Genomic DNA, 24,379 nt, shown 5'->3' with positions numbered 1-24,379 from the left:
CTATTCTGTCGTCATCAAGTAAACCCAACCTGTTCTGCCTTCTCCATTATCAAATTCAACATAATAGTAGTAGGTCGCACTTGGTAATAGATTTCCTTTCTTGTCTTGTCCTCTCCACTGATTAACATAACCATCAAGTTCATATACCACCATTCCATAACGGTTGTAAATTTTTACTGTCAGGTTTTCGCCTAAATCAGTTAAATCAAATGTATCGTTGAGACCGTCTCCGTTTGGAGAAAGTCCTTTTGGAATGGCACAAATTGTTTTAGTAATATCAATAAATTCTTCTGCAGAGCAACCAAATTCATTGGTTACAATTAAAGTGTAAATTCCTTTTGTAAGTCCGGTTATATCAATCGGATTTTGAGAACTTGTAAATCCATTTGGTCCAGTCCATGAAAAAATCAGATTTGGATTATCGAGTGTTTGACCTAAATGTGAAGCCGTGACCATCATTCTATCATTAATACAAAGATTTTCTAAACTAAATTCAGGAACTTCACTAACAAAAACCTCAACGGATGATGGAGTTGATGGACAGCCATTTGTTTCTATTGAAACTGTATATGTTCCATTATTTACTGAAGAAATTGAATCAATTATAGGGTTTTGTTCATTGGATGAAAATCCGTTTGGCCCAACCCATTGATAAACTGCATCTTCAATTGTTGTTGCATAAAGCTGAACTGAATTACTTTCACAAATAAGCGAATCAACAGAAGCTGTTGGATTTCCTGGCGTTTCTAAAATGGTTAGATTTACAAATGACTCATCAAAAGAATCACAATTTCCTTCAACCCTATATCTAAATTGATATTCTCCGGGACTCAAATTTGAGGTATCCCAATTGTTTTCATTTAGAGTACCGCTTGTTGTAATCTCCGTCCAAACTCCAGTGGTTGAAAACGTTCCTGTTAAAAATGTAAACAAATCTAAAATGGCTTGCGGTCCACAAAAAGTTTCTGTAGATCCTTCTCCTGCTTCCGGTAATAAATCGGTTGAATTAATTTCAAATTCTAGTTCCAAGTTTATACAACTACTTGGATTATTCGGATTGGTTATAAGAACATGGTAAACTCCATTATGAACGTCAGGTGAAAAATTTGGAATTTCCAGTACGTTCGAAGTACTTATAATTGGTAATACATTGTCATTGAACCACCATTGATACGTTAAAAACGAGAAATTGGGGATTGATAATGTCACTGTTTCTCCGGTACAAATAGATGAAGGTGTAATTTCAAAAACAACCGAATCAGAAATTTCAAATTCACTATTTCTTAAATTCCCGCAACTATCTTCAATTTGAAAAGTATAGATTCCAGTTTCTAATGAAAGAAAAGTAGTTGAGTTTCCATTTTCAATTAAAAAGGGTTCACCATCTTTCTCGATAATTCTATATAACAATGGGGGTACACCTGATGCGTCCACAATGACGTCTCTCAAATTGTTCCCACAAGAAAAACTATAAACAGTATTAATTCTGGGTAGGCCAGTAAATTCAAACTCATAAAGAAATTCATTACAATATTGAGCTGTGTTTCCATTACTAACAACTTGATAGCGTTTCATAATTCTGAATTCACCAAAATAAGATAAATTAAAATTAATTGTATTGTTAGTTAAATTTATAGAATTAATTGCAGAAAGTTGAGTTCCATCAACATAAATAACTCCGGTGACCGGATGTCCCCAATTTCCGGATTCAGGATAGAATTTTTGCAACCAAAATGAGGGAGCTGCAAAATTATTACTTGTATGATACAACCCTAAATCAAAAGAACCACAATTTTCAAACACCTCAACATTTGTGGTGAAAGAATATCCCTGAATTGTAACATTACTAGATGATTGAGCTCCGCATTCATCAATCCATTCGAAAACATAATTCCCTGCTGGCAATCCTGTGAGGATTAAATCACCATTTGTATTGATATTGGAACTTACATCATACGGAAGAGGGAATGGAAAACTTTGAGGAGCGTTAATTAAAACAACTGATTGAAATGTATTCACTCCATTCAAATTTAATGAACCAAATCCTACTTCACAACCTTCAATTACAAAAATTATTGGGGATTCTGCATTTGGATTATCAACAATAATTTCAATTTCAAATTCATTTTCGCAATTATCAAAAACTAAGAGTGTGTAAGTCCCTGGTGATAAATATCCTGTTATTGGAAAACCATCTTCACCAATTGGCAAAACATAAGGGATTGGGTTAGCTGTATATGTAGCCGGTGCACTTATTATTGTAGCACTAACTGCTTTGTCTATAAAATAAGATTTCCCTTGACAAGTTGCATCAATCTCAATAGCAGTTGGTGGTTCGGGCTCAGGGATTTCTACTTGAATTGTCAGTTGAAAATCATTTCCGCAGATATCTACACCAGTTACAACATAATTGCCTTCAACTAAAAAACCGGTTACAGGAAACCCATTGCCCCCTATTGGTAATATAAATGGGATAGAATTTGCCAGATAAGTAGCAGGAGCACTAATTATTGTTGCACTTTGTGCATTATTAATATAGTAAGAAATTTCTTCGCAATTTTTTTCAAGTTCTAAAGCTACCGGAGATGGATTAGAATGAGTTAATGAGCCATTTCCGACTATTTCATTTCCACAAGCATCAGTAATACTATATGAATAAATATATGTTTCTCCCTCAAAAATTTGATATCCTTGAACAATAATAAATTCTTCTCCTAATGAATTAGTTGTTTGATTAATAATAATCTGATTAGCATTTGGAGGATTAATAGTGAACAGAATTGTAAGTGGATATACAATCATTCCATTGCCCGGCAAAACAGAAAGTGTAACTGCTGAAGTAGTACAGTTCAACCATTCAGCTTCGGAATCTACCTCTACTGTTAGACTTGTTTGTGAAGAAAACAAGATATATGTTTGCACAGAGGCATCTCCACAAATATCAAAAACTCTAATTACATAAGTACCTCCTGATAATCCTGTAAAGACATTACTTGCTTGTAATGGTGCAGTTACAGGTCCGGAAATAATTTCATACGATTGTGCTGTTCCTGTGAGTACATTAACACTTATCACTCCATCAGCCCCACATAATTCGTTTTGTCCGGATAAAAGATAAGTCAGCTCTACTGTTAAATCCTGAATTACCGCGTTTTGTTCTTGTGAGTTGCTTAAACCTCCTAAAGTTTGAGTGGCTACTACTGAATAAGTCCCTGAAGTCAACCCATTTAATGATGTTGTGTTTATAACAGCTATTGGAGTTATTAAATCAGGTAATTTATAAACTGAATAAGTAATAGTTGCCCCATTAGTAATTCCTGAAACAGTAAAAGTTAGCGTTCCATTTGCAGTACACGTTTCATTTGTAGCTGTTACTTGTAGAGTAAAGTCGTTGAGCTGAGCAGAAGAAAAATTAAAAAATAAAAGATGAAAAAAAAGTAAAAATAAAAAATTTCGATTCTTTAATGCCAATTTGCTCATCTTAAATTATTTAAATAGAAATGAAAAGTAAGAAAAAGAATTGTAAAAATAACTAAACAATTCATTTTTTAACACTTCTATTTCTTTTTAAATAATTTCCCAATCATTTTTGCAACATCATCAAGTCTTTCTAAATTTTCGGTAAATGTATCCAAAGCACCGGGATTTTTTAAATCAATTTTAGAGCTACCTTCAATTCCTAACTGTAATGGATAAATTAAAACCACATTATTTTTGTCAAAATATTTGTTCATATAAGTTGGAATATGACTCATGATTGCATTGTAAGACAAATTTGGTTTTCTGCTCATTACGACTACAAGTGCATCATCTTTGACAATACTTCTGGAAAGTATCAAAAAATCATCCCAATCAGAAAACACATTAAAACCCGCATCTACCGGATGTTTAGAATGAATATCTTTGATGAAATTGATGGTGGTTTCACTGCCATAAAAAACAATTTTTGAACCGGTATTTTTTCCTAAATTCCATATTTTTAATAACCAAAATGGGAAACCAATTTCACGCTCAGCACGTTCAGGAATCACTACCACATATCTTTTTATGGTTGAAATGGGTTGAACCGATTTATAAATAAAAGTTGTTGCATTACATTTATTTAAAACTCCATCGGTCAAGGGTCCATACATACTTTCGCTAGATCCTAAACTTTCGGTTTGACCTAAAATGATGTCGGATATTTTTTGTTCTCTAACTACACTTGTAATTCCGTTTAAAATATTCAAATCATATCGCATCAACATATTTAATCTATTATCTGTTGCCGAAGCAACGACAGCAGCTTTATCTACGATTTTTTTAGCTTTCGATTCTTTGGATAAGGACGAAGAATTATTATTAATCACGTTTAAAGCGAAAAGTCCGGTTTTGTTTTTCTTTGATTTGATAGTAACGGCAAACTGAATAAGTTCTTCAACCGTGTCGATATTTTTCATCGGGATAAGAATCCGTTCATCACCGTCGGTTGGTTTTCCTTCCTCTTGTTCATCCGAATCATCTTCCATCAAAGCGATATTGTACGCTCCTTTTTGAGCCACAAACGAAGCAATGGTACATGTGATTAAAATCATTAAAATGGTTCCGTTAAGTACACTTTCATTCAACAATCGATTGGGCATTTTTATATCGGCCAAGCGACCTTGCGTGAAAACCATTTCGGTTTTATCGGTTAATCTATAAGTACCATTCGCAGGAACTCCCCCTATAATAGCTACATTTCCAACTTTAGGAAACTCTCCTTTCTCTAATCCAAAAATTAATTCAGAATGATTTTCGGTTGTTAACTTATTATTTTTAAGATGAATTTCGTTGTATTCGGTAACACTTTTATAATCGACAATTATATTAAATCCTACTAAAACGGCGGCTAATGTTGCAGCGGCTTGAGCATTACTTAATCCGAAAATTAATCTTCTTTCATCTACAGAAAAACCATAAATCTTTTGAGTGATGTAGGCCGGAAGGTATTTTCCAACAATTGCACAAACCGTCATAATTCCGGCAACTTCTAATGTATTCCAATCTTTAATAAAAGCTTTATAATCAATCAACATTCCAACTCCGATAAGAAAGAACGGAATGAAAAGTGCATTTCCCACAAATTCAATCCGATTCATTAACGGAGAAGTATGCGGAATCAATCGATTTAGGGATAATCCGGCTAAGAAAGCTCCGATGATTGCTTCAATTCCGGCTAATTCCGCCAAAGTACATCCCAAAAAAACCATTGCTAAAACAAAAATATATTGGGAAATATTATCATCAAATCGTTTAAAAAACCATCTTCCAATAATGGGAAAAATCAACATCACAACCAAACCGAAAGCAACAACGGAAAATCCTAAACGAATCCAAAATTCCTGATTGATTTCACCTGTTTGCATTCCCGCAATTACTGCCAAAACTAACAGGGCGAGCGTGTCTGTAATCATGGTTCCACCAACTGTAATATTGACGGCTCTATTTTTGGCAACACCTAATTTACTGACAATTGGGTAAGCAATTAATGTATGTGAAGCGAACATACTGGCCAATAAAACTGAAGTTGGCATAGAAAATTCTAAAATATAACAACCCACCAAAGTACCAATTGTCATTGGGATTGAAAAGGTAAGTAGGCCAAAGACTATACTTCTTGAACTGTTTTTTTTGAACTCAGCTAAATCAATTTCTAAACCTGCTAAGAACATAATGTACTGTAAGCCAACTGTTCCGAATAAAATGATACTCATATCGCGAGCAATCAAATTAAAACCATTTGGTCCGATAATAGCTCCGGCAATAATTAATCCGATAAGGTGTGGAATTCTTAATTTGTTTAATAAAATTGGGGCAAATAGAATGATAAACAGTATTAATGAAAACAATAATACCGGATTCTTGAGTGGTAAGGAAAAATCAATTCCTATTAAAAAAATCATGTTCGCTAATTTAGTCTTTCAACTTCTAATTTTTCTGTTTGAAGCTTTAACCTCAACCATTTCTCAATTTTTGCTTCATCGGCTGCCTTGTTTCTAGCACTAACTGATTTTTTCCATTTTAAATAAATGATTGGTAAAGTATCCATTTTTTTAAAATTCGTCTTAATTAATTTAGAAAAAGCAATCTCTTCAACGTTGGCGTAATTTATTTTAATTTCATTTGCAATTTGATCAAATGGAACTTTACTTTTTTCACTTAAATATAATTGCTTCTGTAAAAGTAGTAGTTCTTTTTCTTGTCGAACAATTATTTCCTCTTTATTATTAAGATTTTGTTGAGAAGTGTAATAAGTTGATTCCAATTTTTCTAACATTGTTTGTGTTTCCAAATTTTCAACACTTTGAGCGATTTCAAATTCAACTCCGCCATATCCTTGCTTTTCTAATTTTTCCTTCCATTTGTTTACTAATGAAATAGTTACTGATTTTCCAACTGTAGCAAACGCAACTGTTTTATCGTTGTAACTGATTTGTTGATTCAAGAGAATGACATCATTATTTTCTCTAAATTCACTTAAAATCAGATTCACTTTTCGTTCAAAATCAGATTTTTTATACAATCCATAAAACATGTAAATACTTGGTGCTAAAATCAAAAAAGCAATAAAATAAAGGACTTGCGAAATACGTTTTCGTTTAGACGAATTCAAATATTCTTTCATTGGAAACTTTAACGATTTTACGATAATAAAAGTCGCTAATGCAATGAAAATCGTATTGATCGTAAATAAGAATAATGCTCCACCAAAAAACATCCATTTGCCTGTTGCCAATCCATAACCCGCTGTACAAAGCGGTGGCATTAAAGCAGTTGCAATCGCCACACCGGCAATGGTGTTGATTTGTTTATTTCTTCTGCTAAGTGCAACAATTAATGCAAATCCACCAGCAAAAGCAATGATTACATCGCGAACATCAGGGTAAGTTCTGGCAATTAATTCCGGTGTTTCATCTTGGAAAATTGGAATACTAAAAAACAAAAAAGAAGTGAATAACGCCAAAACCACCATTATTCCGAAGTTCTTAATAGCTTTTCGCATTAAATCAACATCATTAATTCCCAAAGAAAGTCCAATTCCAACAATTGGTCCCATCAATGGAGAAATTAACATCGCACCAATTACAACTGCGGCTGAACTCGTGTTTAAACCCGCCGATGCAATTAAAATAGAGAAAATTAATACCCACGCACCTTGACCTTTGATAGAAATTCCTGCTTTTACTTCTTCAATTGTAGATTCGTGATTGGTATCTTCGCGAATATCTAAAGTTGATTTTAGTAAAAGTTTTAAATTTAACCATAAACTTTTAATCGGTCTGTTTGGCGTATCATTTTCCATAGTTTATTTTTTTTTTAATTGGGTAGCGAACTCACAATTTTTTTGATGTCTTGTTCTTTCTCTTTTGGATAAATTAACAAAACATCGCCATGTTCCACCACAATGTAATCATTTAAACCATCAATAACCACCAACCTTTTATTTTGTGCACGAATGATATTGTTTGATGCGTTTTCTGAAACTAAGATTGTATTAAGGACAGCATTATTTTGATTGTCTTTCCCTAGTTTTTCATGTAATGAACCCCACGTTCCCAAATCATTCCAATCAAAAGTTGCGGGTAAAACATATACATTTTTGGCTTTTTCTAAGATGGCATAATCAATTGAAATATCTTCGGCTTCAACATAATTTTGATTAATAAACTCTTTTTCTTTTAGTGTATTATATGTTTCAAAACCTTCCAAAAACAATTGATTCATTTGCGGTTGAAAAGTGGAAAAAGCTTCTGTTATTGATTTGACAGACCAGATAAAAATACCGCCATTCCAAAGGAAATTACCACTTTCAAGAAAAGATTTTGCCGTTTCGTAATTTGGTTTTTCACGAAATTGATTTACTTTTTTGATGGGATTTACATCTGTTTTATCAAATTCGATGTAACCAAAACCGGTATTTGGAAAAGTAGGTTGAATTCCTAATGTCATCAACGCATTTTCGTGTTGACAATAATCAAAACATTGTTGCAAATTACTGATAAATGCGGTTTCATCTTCTATCCAATGATCACTTGGAGCTACAACCATCACAGCATCCGGATTCATTTTTTGAATTTTTAGCGAAGCATATAAAATACAAGGAGCTGTGTTTCGCATAGCGGGTTCCAATAAAACTTGCTCTTGCTTAACTATTGGCAATTGATTAAGAACCAAATCATTGTATTTTTCATTGGTTAAAATCAATATATTTTCGGTTGGAATTAATTTTGATAAACGACTGAAAGTCTTCTGAATTAACGTCTCACCCGACCCCAACATATCGTGAAATTGCTTAGGAAAATCAGTTGTAGAAACCGGCCAAAAACGTGAGCCGACTCCACCAGCCATTAATATTGCGTAGTAATTTTTGTTCATAGTCATTGCGAGGCACGAAGCAATCTCATTTTTTTTTATAATTACAAATATAGTAAAGTTGCGGAGTTACTGAGTAGCTGAGATGCTGAGTTTTTTAATGATTGAAATAAAAAGATTTAAAATAAACAACAATTGTAATCCTGCAAAAATTAATAATGAAATTATAGTTCTGAGATTATAATCAATTGAATCAAAAATTGATGATGAATTTATCTTTCCTAGATAGTAAAAAAATAATCCAATAAAAATCAACGAACCATAAATATGAATTAAAGAAAGGATTGAAATGAATTGAATTTCAAAAAAATTAAATAATAAATTTATCAATCCCGTACTAAAAAATAGCAAACACAACAAAATATAAGCATGTTGAAATGTTATTACATAATAAGTATCATGAACATTTATATCCAATATTTCGTTTTTATCTCCAATAAAAGACAAAATCAAAAATAAAATTGCGACTAAAAGCAACAAAAAATAAGATTTGTTTTTAAGTAATTCTAAAATCATAAATCGTTATTAATTAATTATCCCGGAATAATCTCCACTTCAGCATTCGCATTAAACAAATATAACTTTCCGGTTTGTACTTCGAGACATTCATAGCGTTTGACCCGAAGTCCTTTTTTTTGAAAAACTCTTCCGTTTTTAATTCTAAAAAAACTACCAGAAGGTACTTCGTGAATAAAATGAATATCCGGTTTTCGTTCGTCAAATTGTTTTAAAGCAAAAGCCAATCGTGCATCAGTGTCGCTACTGGCGGTTGGATTTCGAAAATGATTAGCAATCAAAGGCAACACCGAATTCGGAAAAATTTCCGGTCGAATAAACGGGACCATCAACCGTTGAAACGTAATTTTCCATTCATTTCCGTGTGGTTTAATATTTCTGCCAAATTTTTCAAAAGCAGCTAAATGAGCAATTTCGTGAACGAGCGTAATCAAAAAACGGTATTTATTCAAATTTGCATTCACCGTGATTTGATGTTTCCCGGAAGGATGTCTTCTATAATCGCCATGCCGAGTCACACGTTCGTTCACAATTTTTAAATGAACAGAATTGGTTTTGATTAACTCAAAAACCGATTCCACTGCGTGTTCGGGAAGATATTTTAAGAGGACTTCACTCATTTAGTTGTTGAAATAATTACGGTGTTGATGAACTTACCTGCAACACTTTCCCATTATAATATTTATTTCCGTTTAACGAAAAATCATAAATATAATCGGCCATTTCTTTGGCAGAAAGTGGTGCTTGATATCCCGGAAAAGCTTCGTGCAACATTTCGGTTTGAACGGCTCCTAAAGCTAAAACATTAAACGAAATCCCTTCTTCTTTGTATTCTTCTGCCAACAATTCCGACAAGGTTATCACTGCTCCTTTGCTGGAAGAATAAGCAGCTAAACCGGCAAATTTTGAACTTCCTTGAACGCCGCCCATCGAACTTATCGATACTACATGGCTTCCTTTTTTCAAAAAAGGCAAACAAATTCGAGTTAAATTGGCAACACCAAAAACATTTACTTTGTAAACCATTTCAAAATCGGCTTGTGTTAATTGTAAAAATGGTTTTAGTACCAGACATCCGGCATTGTGAATTAACACATCTACATTTTTCCACGTCTGCGAAATGAATTCTGTTACTAAATTCAATCCGCTTTCTTCCGATAAATCAACTACCAGACAAGTTATATTTGGATGTTCGATTAGTTCTTTTACCGTTTTTCGGGAGATAGCTAAAACTCGATGGCCTTCATTGGCAAATTGCAAAGCAAGTTCGTAGCCAATTCCGCGTGAAGTTCCGGTGATGATGATATTTTTCAATTTCTTTATTTTTTTAAAACAATTTCTTTTTCTGATGCATTGACCATTTTTGTTACGATAGGCAACATTTCCTGAATATAATCGGTCATAAAATCCGTATTCATTTGGCTAAATTCATCTGAAACGTGATGATAATAGTTGTAATTTTCAAAGTCAAAAGTACTAACCGTTTGAGCCGGAACATTAAATTCTAAGAAGAACGGAAAGTTATCCGATGCCATAAATAATCTGTAATGCAATTCCGCTTGCAGAAAACCAACTGTCTTTTTCCCGGCATATTCATTCATTTTTTCTGCCATATTTGATTTATTATAACCGGTGATGTAGGTTAAAAAATCACGTTTCATTGGCACACCAATCATTTCAAAATTCAGCATACTATACAAATTAAAATTTTCACTTTTTAACTTGGCTGCCAAATGTCTTGAACCCAACAATCCTTTTTCTTCACCCGAAAAAAAGACAAATAAAATACTTCGTTTATTATTTTTTTGGGATGAAAAATAGCGTGCAATTTCTGCCACAGCCAAACATCCGGTCGCATTATCATTGGCTCCGTTGGCAATGGAATCCTTTTCAACTTTTTTATCAATTATACCAATATGATCATAATGAGCACTAAAAATGATGAATTCATCTTTTAGTTTTGGATCTGTTCCTTCCAAAAAACCAACAATGTTATAAGCCGGTTTTTCAAAATTAGAAAGCGTATCGCGATACGACTCAAAATAAGGCAAAATCGACAAACTCTTAAAATAATTTTCTAAATGAGCAGCCGCTAACTCTCCGCCTTTGGTTCCGGTATCTCTTCCTTCCAACAAATCGGAGGTAAGGTATTCTAATCGTGTGGAAACAGAATCTTTACTCACACTATAGGTTACTTTCTCCGAAACCGCCACAGAAGCAGATTGCGAAAAAATCGGTAAAACAAAAAGCATTGAAAATAATCCTGAAATTGAAATGTATTTAATAGAATTCATAGAATTGGTTTTGCGATAAAAATACAAAAAACCCTTTAAGAAAGCACTCAAAGGGTTTTAAATATATTGATTTGTGATTTATTTTTAAACCAATCCTCTCGAAATCACAATACGTTGAATCTCTGAAGTTCCCTCGTAAATTTGTGTAATTTTAGAATCCCTCATCATTCTTTCCACGTGATATTCGGCAACATAACCGTTTCCACCGTGAATTTGAACCGCTTCATTGGCTACTTCCAACGCAATTTCGGAAGCGTATAATTTTGCCATTGCACCAGAATGAGCGATGTCTTTTCCTTCATCTTTTTCGCAAGCTGCTTTCATTACTAATAATTTTGCTGCTGTTACTTTCACATACATATCAGCCAATTTAAAAGCTATGGCTTGGTGTTTGAAGATTTCTTTGCCAAATGCTTTTCGCTCGTGCGAATATTTCAAAGCCAATTCATAAGCTCCGGTTGCAATTCCTAATGCTTGCGATGCAATTCCGATTCTTCCCCCGTTCAACACGTTCATTGCAAACGAAAATCCGAAACCATCGGCACCAATTCTATTTTCTTTTGGCACTTTCACATCAGTAAACATTAACGAATGTGTGTCGCTTCCGCGAATTCCCATTTTCTTTTCTTTCGGACCAATTTCAAATCCGGCCCACCCTTTTTCAACAATAAAAGCATTGATTCCTTTGTGACCTTTTTCAACATCGGTTTGAGCAATTACTAAATAAGTTGACGCTGTTGAACCATTGGTAATCCAATTTTTTGTTCCGTTTAACAAATAGTAATCTCCTTTGTCGATGGCGGTGGTTTTTTGAGAAGTTGCATCACTTCCTGCTTCCGGTTCTGATAAACAAAAAGCACCGATTACTTCACCTTTGGCCAACGGAACCAAGTATTTCATCTTTTGTTCTTCGCTACAATATTTTTCCATTCCGGCACAAACTAAGGAGTTGTTTACCGACATAATTACCGCCGCCGAAGCATCAACTTTTGCAATTTCTGTCATCGCCAAAACATAGGAAACGCTGTCTAAACCTGCTCCGCCGTATTTTGGATCAACCATCATTCCCATGAAGCCTAATTCAGCCATCATTTTCACTTGCTCGGTTGGAAATTTTGAATGTTCATCTCTTTCAATAACTCCAGGTAATAATTCTTGTTGAGCAAAATCACGAGCCGCTTGCTGAATCATTAAATGCTCTTCGGTTAGATTAAAATCCATAACTATAAAAAATATTGATTGATTGTTTCTTAAATTTGAACGCAAAAATAGAACAATAAAGTCAAAATCTCAAACGATTTCGTAATTTTAGCCTATGTTTAAAGAATCCTATCAAGTTGTTGGTGTTATGAGCGGAACTTCACTCGACGGAATCGATTTGGCTCATCTTCATTTTTGGGAAAAAGACAGAAAATGGTCGTATGAAATTCTAGAATCTGTAACCATTTCATATCCAAATCATTGGTTAAACAAATTGAAAGTTGCCGTTCATTTTTCTGAAAATGAATTGATTCAATTAAATGAAGAGTACACCGATTTTTTAGGAAATATAATCAACTATTTTTTAAAAGAATATAAAATTGATGCGATAGACGCAGTTTGTAGTCACGGACATACTATCTTACATCAACCCCAAAATGGCATCACTTTGCAAATTGGAAATCTTCCTAAACTTGCTGAAATTATTGGTAAAACGGTTGTCTGCGATTTTAGAGTTCAAGATGTAGAATTGGGCGGACAAGGTGCTCCGCTTGTTCCGATTGGCGATCGATTATTGTTTTCTGACTATGATTTTTGTTTGAATTTAGGCGGGTTTTCGAATATTTCATTTGAAGAAAACGGAAAGCGAATTGCGTTTGATATTTCTCCAGTGAATACCGTTTTAAATTTTTATGCCAATCAAATCGGATTGAATTACGATGATAAAGGCGAAATTGCTCGTTCCGGAAAAGTAAATTCAGATTTATTAACTGAATTAAATAACCTCGATTTTTATCAAAAAAAATACCCAAAATCACTCGGAATTGAGTTTGTCAATGCTACAATTTTACCGCTAATCAACAATTATTCCATTTCAATTGAAGATAAATTGCACACTTTTGTGGAACATATTGCTACGCAAATTGCTTTGGCTTTAACAAAAAAAGAAGGCAAAATATTAATTACCGGCGGTGGAGCTTATCATCTTTTTTTATTGGAACGGATGCAAAACTATTTACCTAAAATGAATCTTATTGTTCCGAATACCAAAACATTAGAATTCAAAGAAGCCTTAATTTTCGGATTACTTGGCGTGTTGAAATTACGCAGTGAAATCAATGTTCTTTGTAGTGTAACCGGAGCAAAAAATGACCATTCTTCGGGAAAAATTTTCAATTAAAAAACCCTTTATTTTTTCTCCAATTTATTTTTTGTAAATTGAACCCTTGAATTTTTCAGTTCAAAAAAACAGCAATGAAAAAGATTTTATTAGTAGAAGACGAAGTTCACGTTGTATCATTTATCAAAAAAGGATTAACCGAAGAAGGCTATGAAGTTTCTGTAGCTTTAGACGGAAAAACCGGACTTACTTTACAACAAAATAATCAATTTGATCTTGTCATTTTAGATATTATGTTGCCTGAAATGAATGGTTTGGAAGTTTGTCGAGAAATCAGAAAAACCAACACACAAATTCCAATTTTGTTTTTAACTGCTTTGGGAACTTCAGAAAACATTGTGTTAGGTTTAGAATCGGGTGCCGATGATTATCTGGTAAAACCGTTTAAGTTTATTGAACTTTTGGCTCGAATAAAAACCTTACTTCGTAGAACCGAAAGTTTTAGTCCATCAATTCCGGAAATTCAAGAGGATTACATTTATAAAATTGATGATTTAATTCTGAATGATTTCAGCAAAACAGTTACCAGAAATGGCGAAACGATTTCGCTAACAACAACTGAATTTAAACTTTTGCTCAACTTTTTGCAGAACCTCAACAAAGTTCTTTCCAGAGGCGAAATATTAGATACTGTTTGGGGTGTCAATTTTGATATGGGAACTAATGTTGTTGATGTTTATGTAAATTACCTTCGAAAAAAAATAGATAGTAATTCATCCAATAAATTAATTCATACCGTGATCGGAATGGGTTATGTAATGAAAGAAAATTAATGAAAACGCAAACCAAAATAACCTTACTTTTTTTAATTCCTTTTCTGATCGTATTATCGCTTTTTAGCGGATTTGTGTATTATTCGTTTTTAAATTATTCACATAATGATTTTTTTCGATTATTAGAAATTCGTGCAATTACTGCCGGAAAAATCGAATTAGATAATAATCCAACCGCAAATATTAGAGAAATTAAAGAATTGCGTGATCAGTTTTTTGAAAAACTCCCACAAGAGAAAGATTATTTTTTCCCGTTAGAAGATATTGCTTCTTATCAGGACGAAAGTCAGACGTTGGGTTTGCCCCTCTCCTTTTTTGATGATGTGATTAAAAACGGGAAATCGGAATATCAAAAAAACAACACCTTTTATAAAGGCATACTTTATAATAGTAAAAAAGGAAGGTACATCGTCGTTGCTTCTGCTGAAAATTATTATGAACTGCATCATTCAGCTTATTTAAAAAGAACGTTGTTTTTTTCAATTTTGGCTGCTTTTGTAATTTCTGCGATTACTTCGCTGTATTTTTCAAAATATATTTTTAAACCTTTGCGGAAAATTACCGAAAAAGTAAATCAGATTAGTTCTGAAAACTTGCATTTGCGTTTAGATGAAACCAATAAAAATGATGAATTGAACGAGTTAGCAAAAACGTTCAACACGATGCTTGATCGAATTGAAACTTCTTTTGAAACGCAAAACAACTTTATTAGCAATGCTTCGCACGAACTTAGAACTCCGCTTACTGCCATTATTGGTGAAGCCGATGTAATTTTATCGAAAGAAAGAACGCAAGAAGATTATCAAGAAGCCATCAAAATTATGTTGGTGGAAGCCGAAAAATTAGAAGGAAAAACGAGAGCTTTATTATTTTTGGCACAAACCGGGTTTAATGGTAAAATTCAAAAATTCGACAAATTAAGAATTGATCAGGTTTTAATGGATGTTAAAGAAACATTAGAACGAATCAATCAAAAAAATAAAATTCATCTTGATATGAGTTTGCTTCCTGAAAATCCGGATATGATTAAAGTTAACGGAAATGAACAACTCTTGCATTTGGCCTTCAGCAATATCATCAGCAATGGATGTAAATATTCTGATCATCAACCCGTGAATGTTGCACTTGGAGCATCAAACAACAGTGTTTTTGTGGTTATAAAAGATGTGGGTATTGGGATTCCAGAATCGGAATTAAAATTCATCTATGATCCCTTCTTTAGAGCTTCTAATACAAAAAATTATGAAGGGTATGGAATTGGTCTGCCGCTGACGCGAAATATCATCCGGATGCATCGTGGTGAGATTGATGTAAAGTCAATTCAAAATCAAGGAACGACGGTTCAAATTAACATTCCGATGTATAAAATTTAACGTTTTTAAAACTTCTTTAAGATTCTCTAATCTCATTTTAATTTCGTCAATCAATTTTAATCAAATTCTAATTTTAGATTAATTTCTTTCTAATTTGACGCCCATAAATTTGTCACTATAAATCTAAAAAAATAATAGTGTCATGAAAAAAACCATTCTTATCCCAACTGATTTCTCAATTGAATCATTAACTGTTTTAAAAAATGTTTTGAGCCAATCGTCATCTGATGAAAAATTTGATGTCATTCTTTTGCACGGTGTTCATTTGACAGATTCAATCACTGATTTGCTTTTCTTATCTAAGAAAAAAATTGTAAATCAATTTATTACTAATGAATTTACTGAAGCTTGTTCTGTTTTACAAAACAAATATGCTTCAAAAATTAATTCTATCCGAAAAGATATTTTTACCGGCTTTACACAAACTGCTTTTAACAATTATGTTGAAGGAAACAAAATTGATCAAGCCTTTCTTCCAACACAACATCAATGGAGATTGAACAAAAGAAAAAGTTTTGATTTAGTTCCGTTTATCCAAAAAAGTAAACTTTCAGTGGAACAAGTTGGATGGAATGCCAATCAAAATATTCCTGAAAAAGGAAAAGTTGCCGAAATCTTCTTCAACGGAGTTCCGTCGCATTCTTAATAATTAAAAACCAAAAAAACTATGAAAATCATTATAACCTACACGGCTGTATTTTTAGTTATTGTGGGTTCGTTTATTACACTCATATCACTATCTCAAAGTCCCGAAAAAAAGATTGTCGGGCAATGGAAAGAATTATCTTGGGAATATGAACGAGTGAATAAAGTGGGCGACAGCAGTAAAGAAATTACAGACGATGTAAAGAAAATAATCGGTCAGCATTTGCTGATTCACGAAGCGGAAACTTGGCAATTTTTACCCAATGGGAAACTACTTCTTCAGGCGGGTGAAAACGAAAAGTTGGTAAGTTGGAAAATTAAAGGTCGTGGTAATATTCTTCAATTAAAATATGACGACCAAGTAATTGAAAATTACAACCTTACTGAGCTTGACAACAACAAAATGATATTGAATTTTGATTCCGAAATTCAAGCTCGAGGAATTGCAAAATTAACATTTGAAAAATCATAAAATATGCTTAGAAAATTTAGTAATAGCAGAACATTAGAAGATAACATAAAATTGGGTGTCCTCACTGCCTTTTCGGGTGGTATGGTGAATGTTGCCTCATTACTGATTTTCTTTTCATTTTCATCAAACGTAACCGGCCATTATGCCATCTTGGCCTCGGAAATTGTAAAAGGAAATCTGTATCAAACGGCTATCGTTTTTTCGTGGATATTTCTGTTTTTCTTTGGTAGTTTTTTTTCCAATTTGATTGTAATACATTTAAGTAGAGTCAATACTTATTTAGCACATTCTATTCCGCTGGTTTTAGAAATTATCTGTTTGTTATCGGTTGGTTTTTATGGACAATTTTACTATCGTGAAACCCTAATTGAAACAGAGATTTTACTTGGAGTAATGCTTTTTGCGATGGGTTTACAAAACGGATTAACAGCCAGTATTTCAAATTTTGCTGTAAAAACAACCCACTTAACCGGTACTACAACTGATTTAGGTATTTTATTTTCAATGTTTACCAAAAGAGAATACCGTGAAAACAAAGAATTACGGGGCAAAGCAAAACTGCTTAGTGCCATTGCAACAGCCTATTTAGGTGGAGCAATAGTATCAGGGTTCTTGTATTTTTACACCGGTTTTCAAGTGTTTTATTTGGTAAGTATATTTTTAACCATTGTTATCTTTTATGATTGGTATAAAATTCGTTTCTCTCGCTTTTTAGCATTAAAAAGAAGAAACAATTACATCAAAGTCAATACCGAAAAAACAGTAATTAAACCATCTTTAAACTTAAATTCATTTACAGAAAATAAACGAAAACATTTGCAAGAAGAAACAGTTTAAAATTTAAAATTTTTTAAACATAAAAATAATTAGTTATAATTTATTGAGCTCGATACTAACATCGGGCTCAATTTTTATAAATGAGTTTTAATAATAAATAGTTTACTAAATAATTTTTCATAATTGACATCACAACTCTAAAACTAAAATTGTAGATAAAACTCTTGAAAACTTTTGTGAAAAGATATTAAAAATCAATGTGTAAAAAGTAAATTTGCAGGCAACAAACAAACTATAATGAAAGATTTACTCAAAAAATTTGAGAACAAAGAGCCTGAAATAATTTTTAATTGGAAAGATTCCGAAACCGATGCAGAAGGCTGGACTGTAATTAATTCTCTTCGTGGAGGTGCTGCAGGTGGCGGAACGAGAATGCGAAAAGGCCTTGATATGAACGAAGTTCTTTCTTTAGCAAAAACAATGGAAGTAAAATTTTCTGTTTCTGGTCCTGCCATTGGTGGAGCAAAATCAGGAATCAACTTTGACCCAAACGATCCAAGAAAAAAAGAAGTATTACAACGTTGGTACAAAGCTGTTTCACCTTTATTAAAAAGCTACTATGGAACCGGTGGCGATTTAAACGTAGATGAAATTCATGAAGTAATTCCAATTACAGAAGAATGTGGCGTTTGGCACCCTCAGGAAGGCGTTTTTAACGGACATTTTAAACCTACCGAAGCAGACAAAATTAATAGAATTGGTCAACTACGTCAGGGAGTAATAAAAGTGATAGAAAATCCAAAATTTTCTCCTGATGTTAACAGAAAATATACTGTAGCCGATATGATTACCGGATTTGGTGTTGCCGAAGCTGTTCGTCATTATTATGATATTTATGGAGGAAGCGTGGTTGGCAAAAAAGCAGTTGTACAAGGTTTTGGAAATGTAGGCTCAGCCGCCGCATTTTACTTGGCCGGAATGGGTGCAAAAATTGTCGGAATTATCGATCGCGAAGGTGGAATAATTAATGAAGAAGGATTTTCATTCGAAGAAATTAAACGTTTATTCCTAAACAAAGATGGAAATAAATTAGTTGCTCCAAACATGATTCCTTTTGAAAAAATAAATCAGCAAATTTGGAACATTAATGCTGAGATATTTGCTCCGTGTGCAGCCTCGAGGTTGGTTCAAAAAAGTCAAATTGACCAAATGATTGCGTCCGGTTTAGAAGTAATTTCAAGTGGTGCCAATGTACCGTTTGCCGATAAAGAAATTTTCTTTGGCTCAATCATGGAAGAAACTGATGCGAAAGTTAGCTTAATTCCTGATTTTATTGCAAATTGCGGAATGGCTCGCGTTTTTGCTTATTTTATGGAAAAGAAAGTTCAAATGACCGATGAAGCGATCTTCTTAGACACTTCCGAAACCATTAAAAAAGCAATTGAAAAAACACATGCTTTAAATTCATCCAAAACTAATATTAGTGCAACCGCTTTTGAAATTGCACTAAAACAATTAACTTAAACTAAAAATCGATGACACTTTTTATCATCTTATTATTTGTTATTGGATATATGTCCATTACATTGGAACATCCTTTGAAATTAGACAAAACCGTACCTGCTCTTTTAATGGCGGCTACTATGTGGGCGGTGTTATCGTTCGGTTTTAATAATGGTTGGTTTTCAATAATCGACGGACACGGTCACGTTTTTAATATGAATGTCGGAGATGCTGAAGCTAATCATGAAGGATTCCTAGAAAACTTAATGCACCACTTCGGTAAAACTTCAGAAATTCTTATTTTCTTAATTGGAGCAATGACCATCGTTGAAATTATTGATTTACACAGAGGTTTTGATGTTATTAAAAACAGAATTAAAACAACCAATAAAGTACGTTTATTATGGACTCTTGGAATTGTTGCTTTTATCCTATCTGCTATTATTGACAACCTTACAGCAACCATTGTTTTAATTACTTTACTCCGAAAATTGATCCCAAAACGAGAGTATAGAATCTGGTATGCATCACTAATCGTAATTGCTGCAAATGCAGGTGGAGCTTGGTCTCCTATTGGAGATGTAACCACGACTATGCTTTGGATTGCCAATAAGGTTACTGCTGTCGGATTATCAGAATACGTTATTGTACCGTCTATTGTTTGTTTTGTGGTGCCATTTTTTATTGCCTCTAAGTTAAAACCTTTTCAAGGAACAACTGAGAGAAAATCATATGGAATCAACGAAGAATCTGAACGTTTATTAAGCAGTAAAAAAATGCTATATATTGGTTTAGGTGCTATTGTTTTTGTACCTATTTTCAAAATGATTACCGGACTTCCTCCCTATGTCGGAATGATGTTTAGTCTCGGATTTGTCTGGTTAGCTTCAGAATACGTAACTCCTTTTGATGATTTCAACAAAAAAGACAAACACCTTTATTCGGGGCATAATGCATTAACCAAAATTGAATTTTCAAGTATTCTTTTCTTTTTAGGAATTTTAATGGGCGTAGCCGCTTTAGAAAGTATGGTGTTTGGTCAAATTGATGGCAATGACACCGGAACACTTCGTTATGCCGCGGAATCTCTTTCTAATGCCATTCCAAATATGGATGTTGTTGTTATTTTATTAGGAATCTTATCATCAATCATTGACAACGTGCCTTTAGTAGCAGCTTCAATGGGGATGTACACTTTTGAAGTCGATAGCTCAATTTGGCACTTTATAGCTTACTCTGCCGGAACAGGCGGAAGCATGCTTATCATCGGTTCAGCCGCAGGTGTTGCTGCAATGGGAATGGAAAAAATCGATTTCATTTGGTACCTCAAAAGAATCACCTGGCTTGCCTTTGCCGGATTCATTTCAGGAGCATTAACTTTTATGTTAATTGAACATTTTATCCGACCTACAATTTAAAACCGTAACTTAGCGTTATTATTCAAACCAATCATAAAAAACGAAATAAAATATGCAACCAGCAGATAGTTTAGCAACAGCACAAAATGCTTTATTAGAAGATCAACCCGTAGAAAAAACTTTATCCATTTGGGACTTAATAACCAGTGGCGGAATCGGTGGTCAACTCATCATGATTACACTTGCGTTATTATTATTTTTTGCATTATATCTTTATTTTGAAAGATTAATGGCGATTAATGCCGCTTCCAAAATTGATATTAATTTTATGAATAATATTAAAATGAATATCACCAACGGAAAAATTGATGCAGCCAAAATGCTTTGTGCTCAAACCAATTCGCCTGTTGCACGTTTAACAGAAAAAGGAATTTCCCGTATCGGAAAACCATTGGAAGACATCAACACAGCAATTGAAAATGCCGGAAAATTAGAAATTTACAAACTGGAAAAAAACGTGAGTATGCTCGCAACTATCTCAGGTGCAGGACCAATGATTGGTTTCCTTGGAACTGTAATTGGTATGATTCTTGCCTTTCACAAAATGGCAAGCGGAGGCGGACAAATTGAAGTTGGTGCCTTAGCAGAAGGTATTTATACCGCTATGACAACAACAGTTGCCGGATTAATTGTGGGTATTATTGCCTTTATGGGCTACAACCATTTAGTGGTAAAAACCGACAAAGTAGTGCACCAAATGGAAGCCAATGCAACTGATTTCCTTGACCTTTTAAACGAACCGTCATAATATGAATATCAGAGGTAGAAATAAAGTATCGCCCGAATTCAATATGTCGTCTATGACGGATATTGTGTTTTTGTTATTGATTTTCTTCATGCTAACATCCACCATGGTAACCACCAATGCGTTGGATTTAGTATTGCCAAAAGCAAAAGGAAAAACCGACAGTAATAAAAATATTTCGGTGAGCATCAATAAAGATTTAGAATTTTTTATTGACAAAGACCAAGTTCAAGAAGCCGATTTAGAAGCTCGATTATTAGCCTTGTTTTCCAACAAAGAAGACAAAGCCCTTATTTTAAGAGCAGAAGAAGGCGTGCCAATTGAAAAAGCAGTAAATGTGTTAGACATCGCCAACCGTAATCAAATTAAAGTGGTTTTGGCAGTTCGACCAAAATAATAAGAAGCTAATCCTGCTTTTCGCTGCAAGCTTTGGCTCAAAAACCTTTTTTTCTACGGTCTGTCAGGAGCTTCCTTTGGTCGCTCTGCCAAACCAAGAAAAAATAGGTTTTCATCACCAAAGGCTTTCCGCTACAATCAGGGCTAAAACGAGAAACGATGAAATATTTAGAAACCGAACACGAAAAAAAATCATTTGCCATCTCCACAGCGATAATGGCAGTGTTGCTTTTATTAGTTATTTTTCTCGGATTATCCTATATGGATCCACCACCCGAAAACGGAATCGCCATTAACTTTGGAAACACCGATGCCGGCTCAGGAAACACAAACACAACAGAACCCGTAAAATCGGAACCAAGAGAAGTCACTGAGCAACAGCCGGTGGAAGAAACATCAGAACCTGCAACACCAAGTCAGGTTTCAGAAAATGTTATTACAGCAGACAACGAAGCAGCGATTGCGTTAAAAAAACAAAAAGAAGAAGCCAATAAAAAAGCAGTAGCCGAAGCAAAAATAAAAGCTGCCGAACAAAAAAAGAAACAAGAAGAAGCCGATAAAAAAGCAAAATTAGACGCCTTAATTGGTGGCGTTAAATCATCCGATGGAAAAACCACCGGTGGAGACGGAACATCAACAACACCCGGAAACCAAGGAAAATTAGACGGAAGCATCTATTCCAACAGTTACTACGGTAGTGGCAAAGGAACAGGAACCGGAACGGGAGCTTGGGGATTAAACGGTAGAAGATTATCAAGTCCGGGAGCTGTAAAAGCCGAATGTAATGACGAAGGAACTGTGGTAGTAGAAGTTAAAGTGAATAAAAACGGAGGCGTTACTAACGCAAAATTTAGTCCGAGTGGTTCAAATACTACCAGCAAATGTTTACAGGAAGCTGCTATTAAATCAGCATACAAATACAGATGGAACGACGATGCAAATGCACCGGATGGACAAATTGGATTTATTGTATTTAACTTTAGAAACGGAGAATAAAATGAAAAATCAGTTTCTTTTACTTTTCCTGTTTTTTTGTTTTTTATGTTTTGGACAAGAAACAAATTCTAAATCTACAGCCCTTAATGGCAATACTAATACTGAAAATGTAAAAGAATTTTCAAATGCAAGCGGCGGTAAAAATGATTTAGGATTAAAAGACAGGCATTTAGAAGGCCGTGGAGCAATAAAAGTAGAATGTAACGACGAAGGAACTATTGTTGTGGAAGTAGAAGTAAACCAGAGTGGAATTGTTACTAATGCAAAATTTAGTCCTCGTGATTCAACTACAACAAGTAAATGTTTGCAAGAAGTGGCCATTAAAGCATCTTATAAATACAAATGGAATGAAGATTTAAAAGCACCCGAAAATCAAATTGGCTTTTTGATGTTTAATTTTAAAGGAGCAGAATAAAAACAAAATAATAATTATATTTAAACCTCACTTTTGTGGGGTTTATTTTTTTAAAACAATGAATTATCAAGAAACTGTAAACTGGCTGTTTAATCAGCTTCCAATGTATCAAACGCAAGGAGCATCGGCATATAAACCGAACCTTGACAACACGATTTTATTGGCAAATTACCTCAACAATCCGGAAAAAAAACTCAAAACGATTCACGTTGCGGGAACTAACGGAAAAGGTTCTACTTCTTCCCTATTAGCATCGGTTTTACAGGAAGCGGGTTATAAAGTAGGCTTATATACTTCGCCGCACTTAAAAGATTACAGAGAACGCATCAAAATCAACGGAGAAGAAATTACGGAAGAATTTGTGATTGATTTTGTTTCGCGACACAAAACCTTTTTTGAAAGTCATCAACTAAGTTTCTTCGAAATGACGGTCGGTTTAGCCTTTGATTATTTTGTAAAAGAAAAAGTAGATATTGCAATCATCGAAGTTGGTATGGGCGGCCGATTGGATTCCACCAACATCATAACACCGCTTATTTCAGTCATTACCAACATCGGATTAGATCACACACAATTTCTCGGAAATACATTGGAATCCATTGCTTTTGAAAAAGCCGGAATTATCAAACCAAACATTCCTATTGTAATTGGAGAATATACAAATGAAACAAAACCCGTTTTTATAAAGAAAACATTAGAAACCAATTCAGAAATTTATTTTGCGTCTGATTTAATTGAAGAAGTTTACCCTACTGCTTTATTAGGCGATTATCAAATTCAGAATCGAAAAACTGTTCAGCAAACACTTCAAGTTTTACAACAACAAAATGAATTTTTTATTTCTGAAGAAAATATAAAAATTGGTTTTTTAAACGTTATTCAAAACACCGGATTATTGGGAAGATGGCAACAATTGGGCGAAAACCCGAAAATAATTTGCGATACAGCTCACAACAAACACGGATTATCGATTGTGCTAAAACAGATAGAAAAACAAGAATTTGATCAACTTCACATAGTTTTAGGCGTTGTAAATGATAAAGATTTGAGTGAAATTCTTCCTTTATTTCCAAAAAAGGCAAATTATTACTTCTGTAGTCCAAAAAATTTACGTGGTCTGAATCCTGAAATTCTAAAGCAAAAAGCAGCTGAGTTCGGACTTAAAGGAAAAGTATATAATTCTGTTTCAGAAGCTTATCAGGAAGCTAAGAAAACTGCTGGTTCCAACGACTTCATTTACGTGGGCGGAAGCACCTTTGTAGTCGCTGAAATAATTTAATTT

21 protein-coding genes are annotated in these 24,379 nt (G+C 33.8%); 13 read left to right on the top strand and 8 right to left on the bottom strand.

Features of this window, described 5'->3' with window-relative positions; all coding sequences use genetic code 11:
• From B4N66_RS11670 to B4N66_RS11635, 8 genes are all read right to left on the bottom strand, one after another.
• A complete protein-coding gene (locus tag B4N66_RS11670; RefSeq protein WP_291094980.1) occupies positions 1-3,480 on the bottom strand; it encodes a gliding motility-associated C-terminal domain-containing protein in 3,480 nt (1,159 codons plus the stop codon).
• A 77-nt stretch (positions 3,481-3,557) separates the two neighbouring features.
• Positions 3,558-5,924 (bottom strand): cation:proton antiporter, encoded by a 2,367-nt coding sequence (locus tag B4N66_RS11665; RefSeq protein ID WP_291094978.1) that lies wholly within the window; start codon positions 5,922-5,924, stop codon positions 3,558-3,560.
• A 5-nt stretch (positions 5,925-5,929) separates the two neighbouring features.
• Positions 5,930-7,324: a DUF389 domain-containing protein gene (locus B4N66_RS11660; protein ID WP_291094976.1), complete on the bottom strand. Its 1,395-nt coding sequence runs from the start codon at positions 7,322-7,324 to the stop codon at positions 5,930-5,932.
• Between the two features lie 14 nt (positions 7,325-7,338).
• Entirely contained in the window at positions 7,339-8,397 is a 1,059-nt protein-coding gene (locus B4N66_RS11655; protein WP_291094974.1) for a mannose-1-phosphate guanylyltransferase, read from the bottom strand.
• Positions 8,398-8,927: 530 nt separating this feature from the next.
• A complete protein-coding gene (locus B4N66_RS11650) occupies positions 8,928-9,530 on the bottom strand; it encodes a SprT-like domain-containing protein (protein WP_291094972.1) in 603 nt (200 codons plus the stop codon).
• Between the two features lie 16 nt (positions 9,531-9,546).
• Positions 9,547-10,224 carry an SDR family NAD(P)-dependent oxidoreductase gene (locus tag B4N66_RS11645; RefSeq protein WP_291094969.1) on the bottom strand — a complete coding sequence of 226 codons (678 nt, stop codon included), beginning with the start codon at positions 10,222-10,224 and terminating at the stop codon, positions 9,547-9,549.
• Between the two features lie 5 nt (positions 10,225-10,229).
• Positions 10,230-11,204: a M20/M25/M40 family metallo-hydrolase gene (locus tag B4N66_RS11640; RefSeq protein ID WP_291094967.1), complete on the bottom strand. Its 975-nt coding sequence runs from the start codon at positions 11,202-11,204 to the stop codon at positions 10,230-10,232.
• Positions 11,205-11,288: 84 nt separating this feature from the next.
• Positions 11,289-12,425 carry an acyl-CoA dehydrogenase family protein gene (locus tag B4N66_RS11635; RefSeq protein ID WP_291094965.1) on the bottom strand — a complete coding sequence of 379 codons (1,137 nt, stop codon included), beginning with the start codon at positions 12,423-12,425 and terminating at the stop codon, positions 11,289-11,291.
• Positions 12,426-12,519: 94 nt separating this feature from the next.
• On the opposite strand from B4N66_RS11635, the gene B4N66_RS11630 reads away from it, so the two are divergent.
• The 13 genes from B4N66_RS11630 (at position 12,520) to B4N66_RS11570 (ending at position 24,376) form a co-directional block, all read left to right on the top strand.
• A complete protein-coding gene (locus B4N66_RS11630) occupies positions 12,520-13,584 on the top strand; it encodes an anhydro-N-acetylmuramic acid kinase (RefSeq protein WP_291094963.1) in 1,065 nt (354 codons plus the stop codon).
• A gap of 74 nt (positions 13,585-13,658) precedes the next feature.
• Positions 13,659-14,357 carry a response regulator transcription factor gene (locus B4N66_RS11625; RefSeq protein WP_291094961.1) on the top strand — a complete coding sequence of 233 codons (699 nt, stop codon included), beginning with the start codon at positions 13,659-13,661 and terminating at the stop codon, positions 14,355-14,357.
• Positions 14,357-15,730, top strand: a complete 1,374-nt coding sequence (locus B4N66_RS11620) for an ATP-binding protein (protein ID WP_291094959.1) — start codon at positions 14,357-14,359, stop codon at positions 15,728-15,730. The genes B4N66_RS11625 and B4N66_RS11620 overlap by 1 nt, the downstream gene beginning before the upstream one ends.
• Positions 15,731-15,872: 142 nt before the next feature.
• Positions 15,873-16,376, top strand: coding sequence for a hypothetical protein (locus B4N66_RS11615; protein ID WP_291094957.1), 504 nt, complete (start codon positions 15,873-15,875; stop codon positions 16,374-16,376).
• Between the two features lie 21 nt (positions 16,377-16,397).
• The gene (locus B4N66_RS11610; protein ID WP_291094955.1) at positions 16,398-16,847 is read left to right on the top strand and encodes a hypothetical protein; all 450 of its coding nucleotides are present in this window, start codon (positions 16,398-16,400) and stop codon (positions 16,845-16,847) included.
• Between the two features lie 3 nt (positions 16,848-16,850).
• On the top strand, positions 16,851-17,684 hold the full coding sequence (locus B4N66_RS11605; RefSeq protein WP_291094954.1) for a YoaK family protein: 834 nt from the start codon (positions 16,851-16,853) through the stop codon (positions 17,682-17,684).
• Between the two features lie 237 nt (positions 17,685-17,921).
• Positions 17,922-19,148, top strand: coding sequence for a Glu/Leu/Phe/Val dehydrogenase dimerization domain-containing protein (locus B4N66_RS11600; protein ID WP_291094953.1), 1,227 nt, complete (start codon positions 17,922-17,924; stop codon positions 19,146-19,148).
• 11 nt (positions 19,149-19,159) lie between these two features.
• Positions 19,160-20,545, top strand: a complete 1,386-nt coding sequence (gene nhaD, locus B4N66_RS11595; RefSeq protein ID WP_291094952.1) for a sodium:proton antiporter NhaD — start codon at positions 19,160-19,162, stop codon at positions 20,543-20,545.
• A gap of 52 nt (positions 20,546-20,597) precedes the next feature.
• The gene (locus B4N66_RS11590; protein ID WP_291094951.1) at positions 20,598-21,293 is read left to right on the top strand and encodes a MotA/TolQ/ExbB proton channel family protein; all 696 of its coding nucleotides are present in this window, start codon (positions 20,598-20,600) and stop codon (positions 21,291-21,293) included.
• A gap of 1 nt (position 21,294) precedes the next feature.
• The gene (locus tag B4N66_RS11585; RefSeq protein ID WP_248432821.1) at positions 21,295-21,687 is read left to right on the top strand and encodes an ExbD/TolR family protein; all 393 of its coding nucleotides are present in this window, start codon (positions 21,295-21,297) and stop codon (positions 21,685-21,687) included.
• A 158-nt stretch (positions 21,688-21,845) separates the two neighbouring features.
• Entirely contained in the window at positions 21,846-22,682 is an 837-nt protein-coding gene (locus B4N66_RS11580; RefSeq protein WP_291094949.1) for a cell envelope integrity protein TolA, read from the top strand.
• A 1-nt stretch (position 22,683) separates the two neighbouring features.
• The gene (locus B4N66_RS11575) at positions 22,684-23,097 is read left to right on the top strand and encodes a hypothetical protein (RefSeq protein ID WP_291094948.1); all 414 of its coding nucleotides are present in this window, start codon (positions 22,684-22,686) and stop codon (positions 23,095-23,097) included.
• Positions 23,098-23,155: 58 nt separating this feature from the next.
• On the top strand, positions 23,156-24,376 hold the full coding sequence (locus tag B4N66_RS11570) for a bifunctional folylpolyglutamate synthase/dihydrofolate synthase (RefSeq protein WP_291094946.1): 1,221 nt from the start codon (positions 23,156-23,158) through the stop codon (positions 24,374-24,376).
• The last annotated feature ends 3 nt before the right edge of the window (positions 24,377-24,379 follow it).

Source organism: Flavobacterium sp. UBA2787, from assembly GCA_002352205.1.
Lineage (GTDB): Bacteria > Bacteroidota > Bacteroidia > Flavobacteriales > Flavobacteriaceae > Flavobacterium.
The sequence above is the reverse complement of the archived record's forward strand: the minus strand, read 5'-3'. Positions and strand labels throughout refer to the sequence as shown.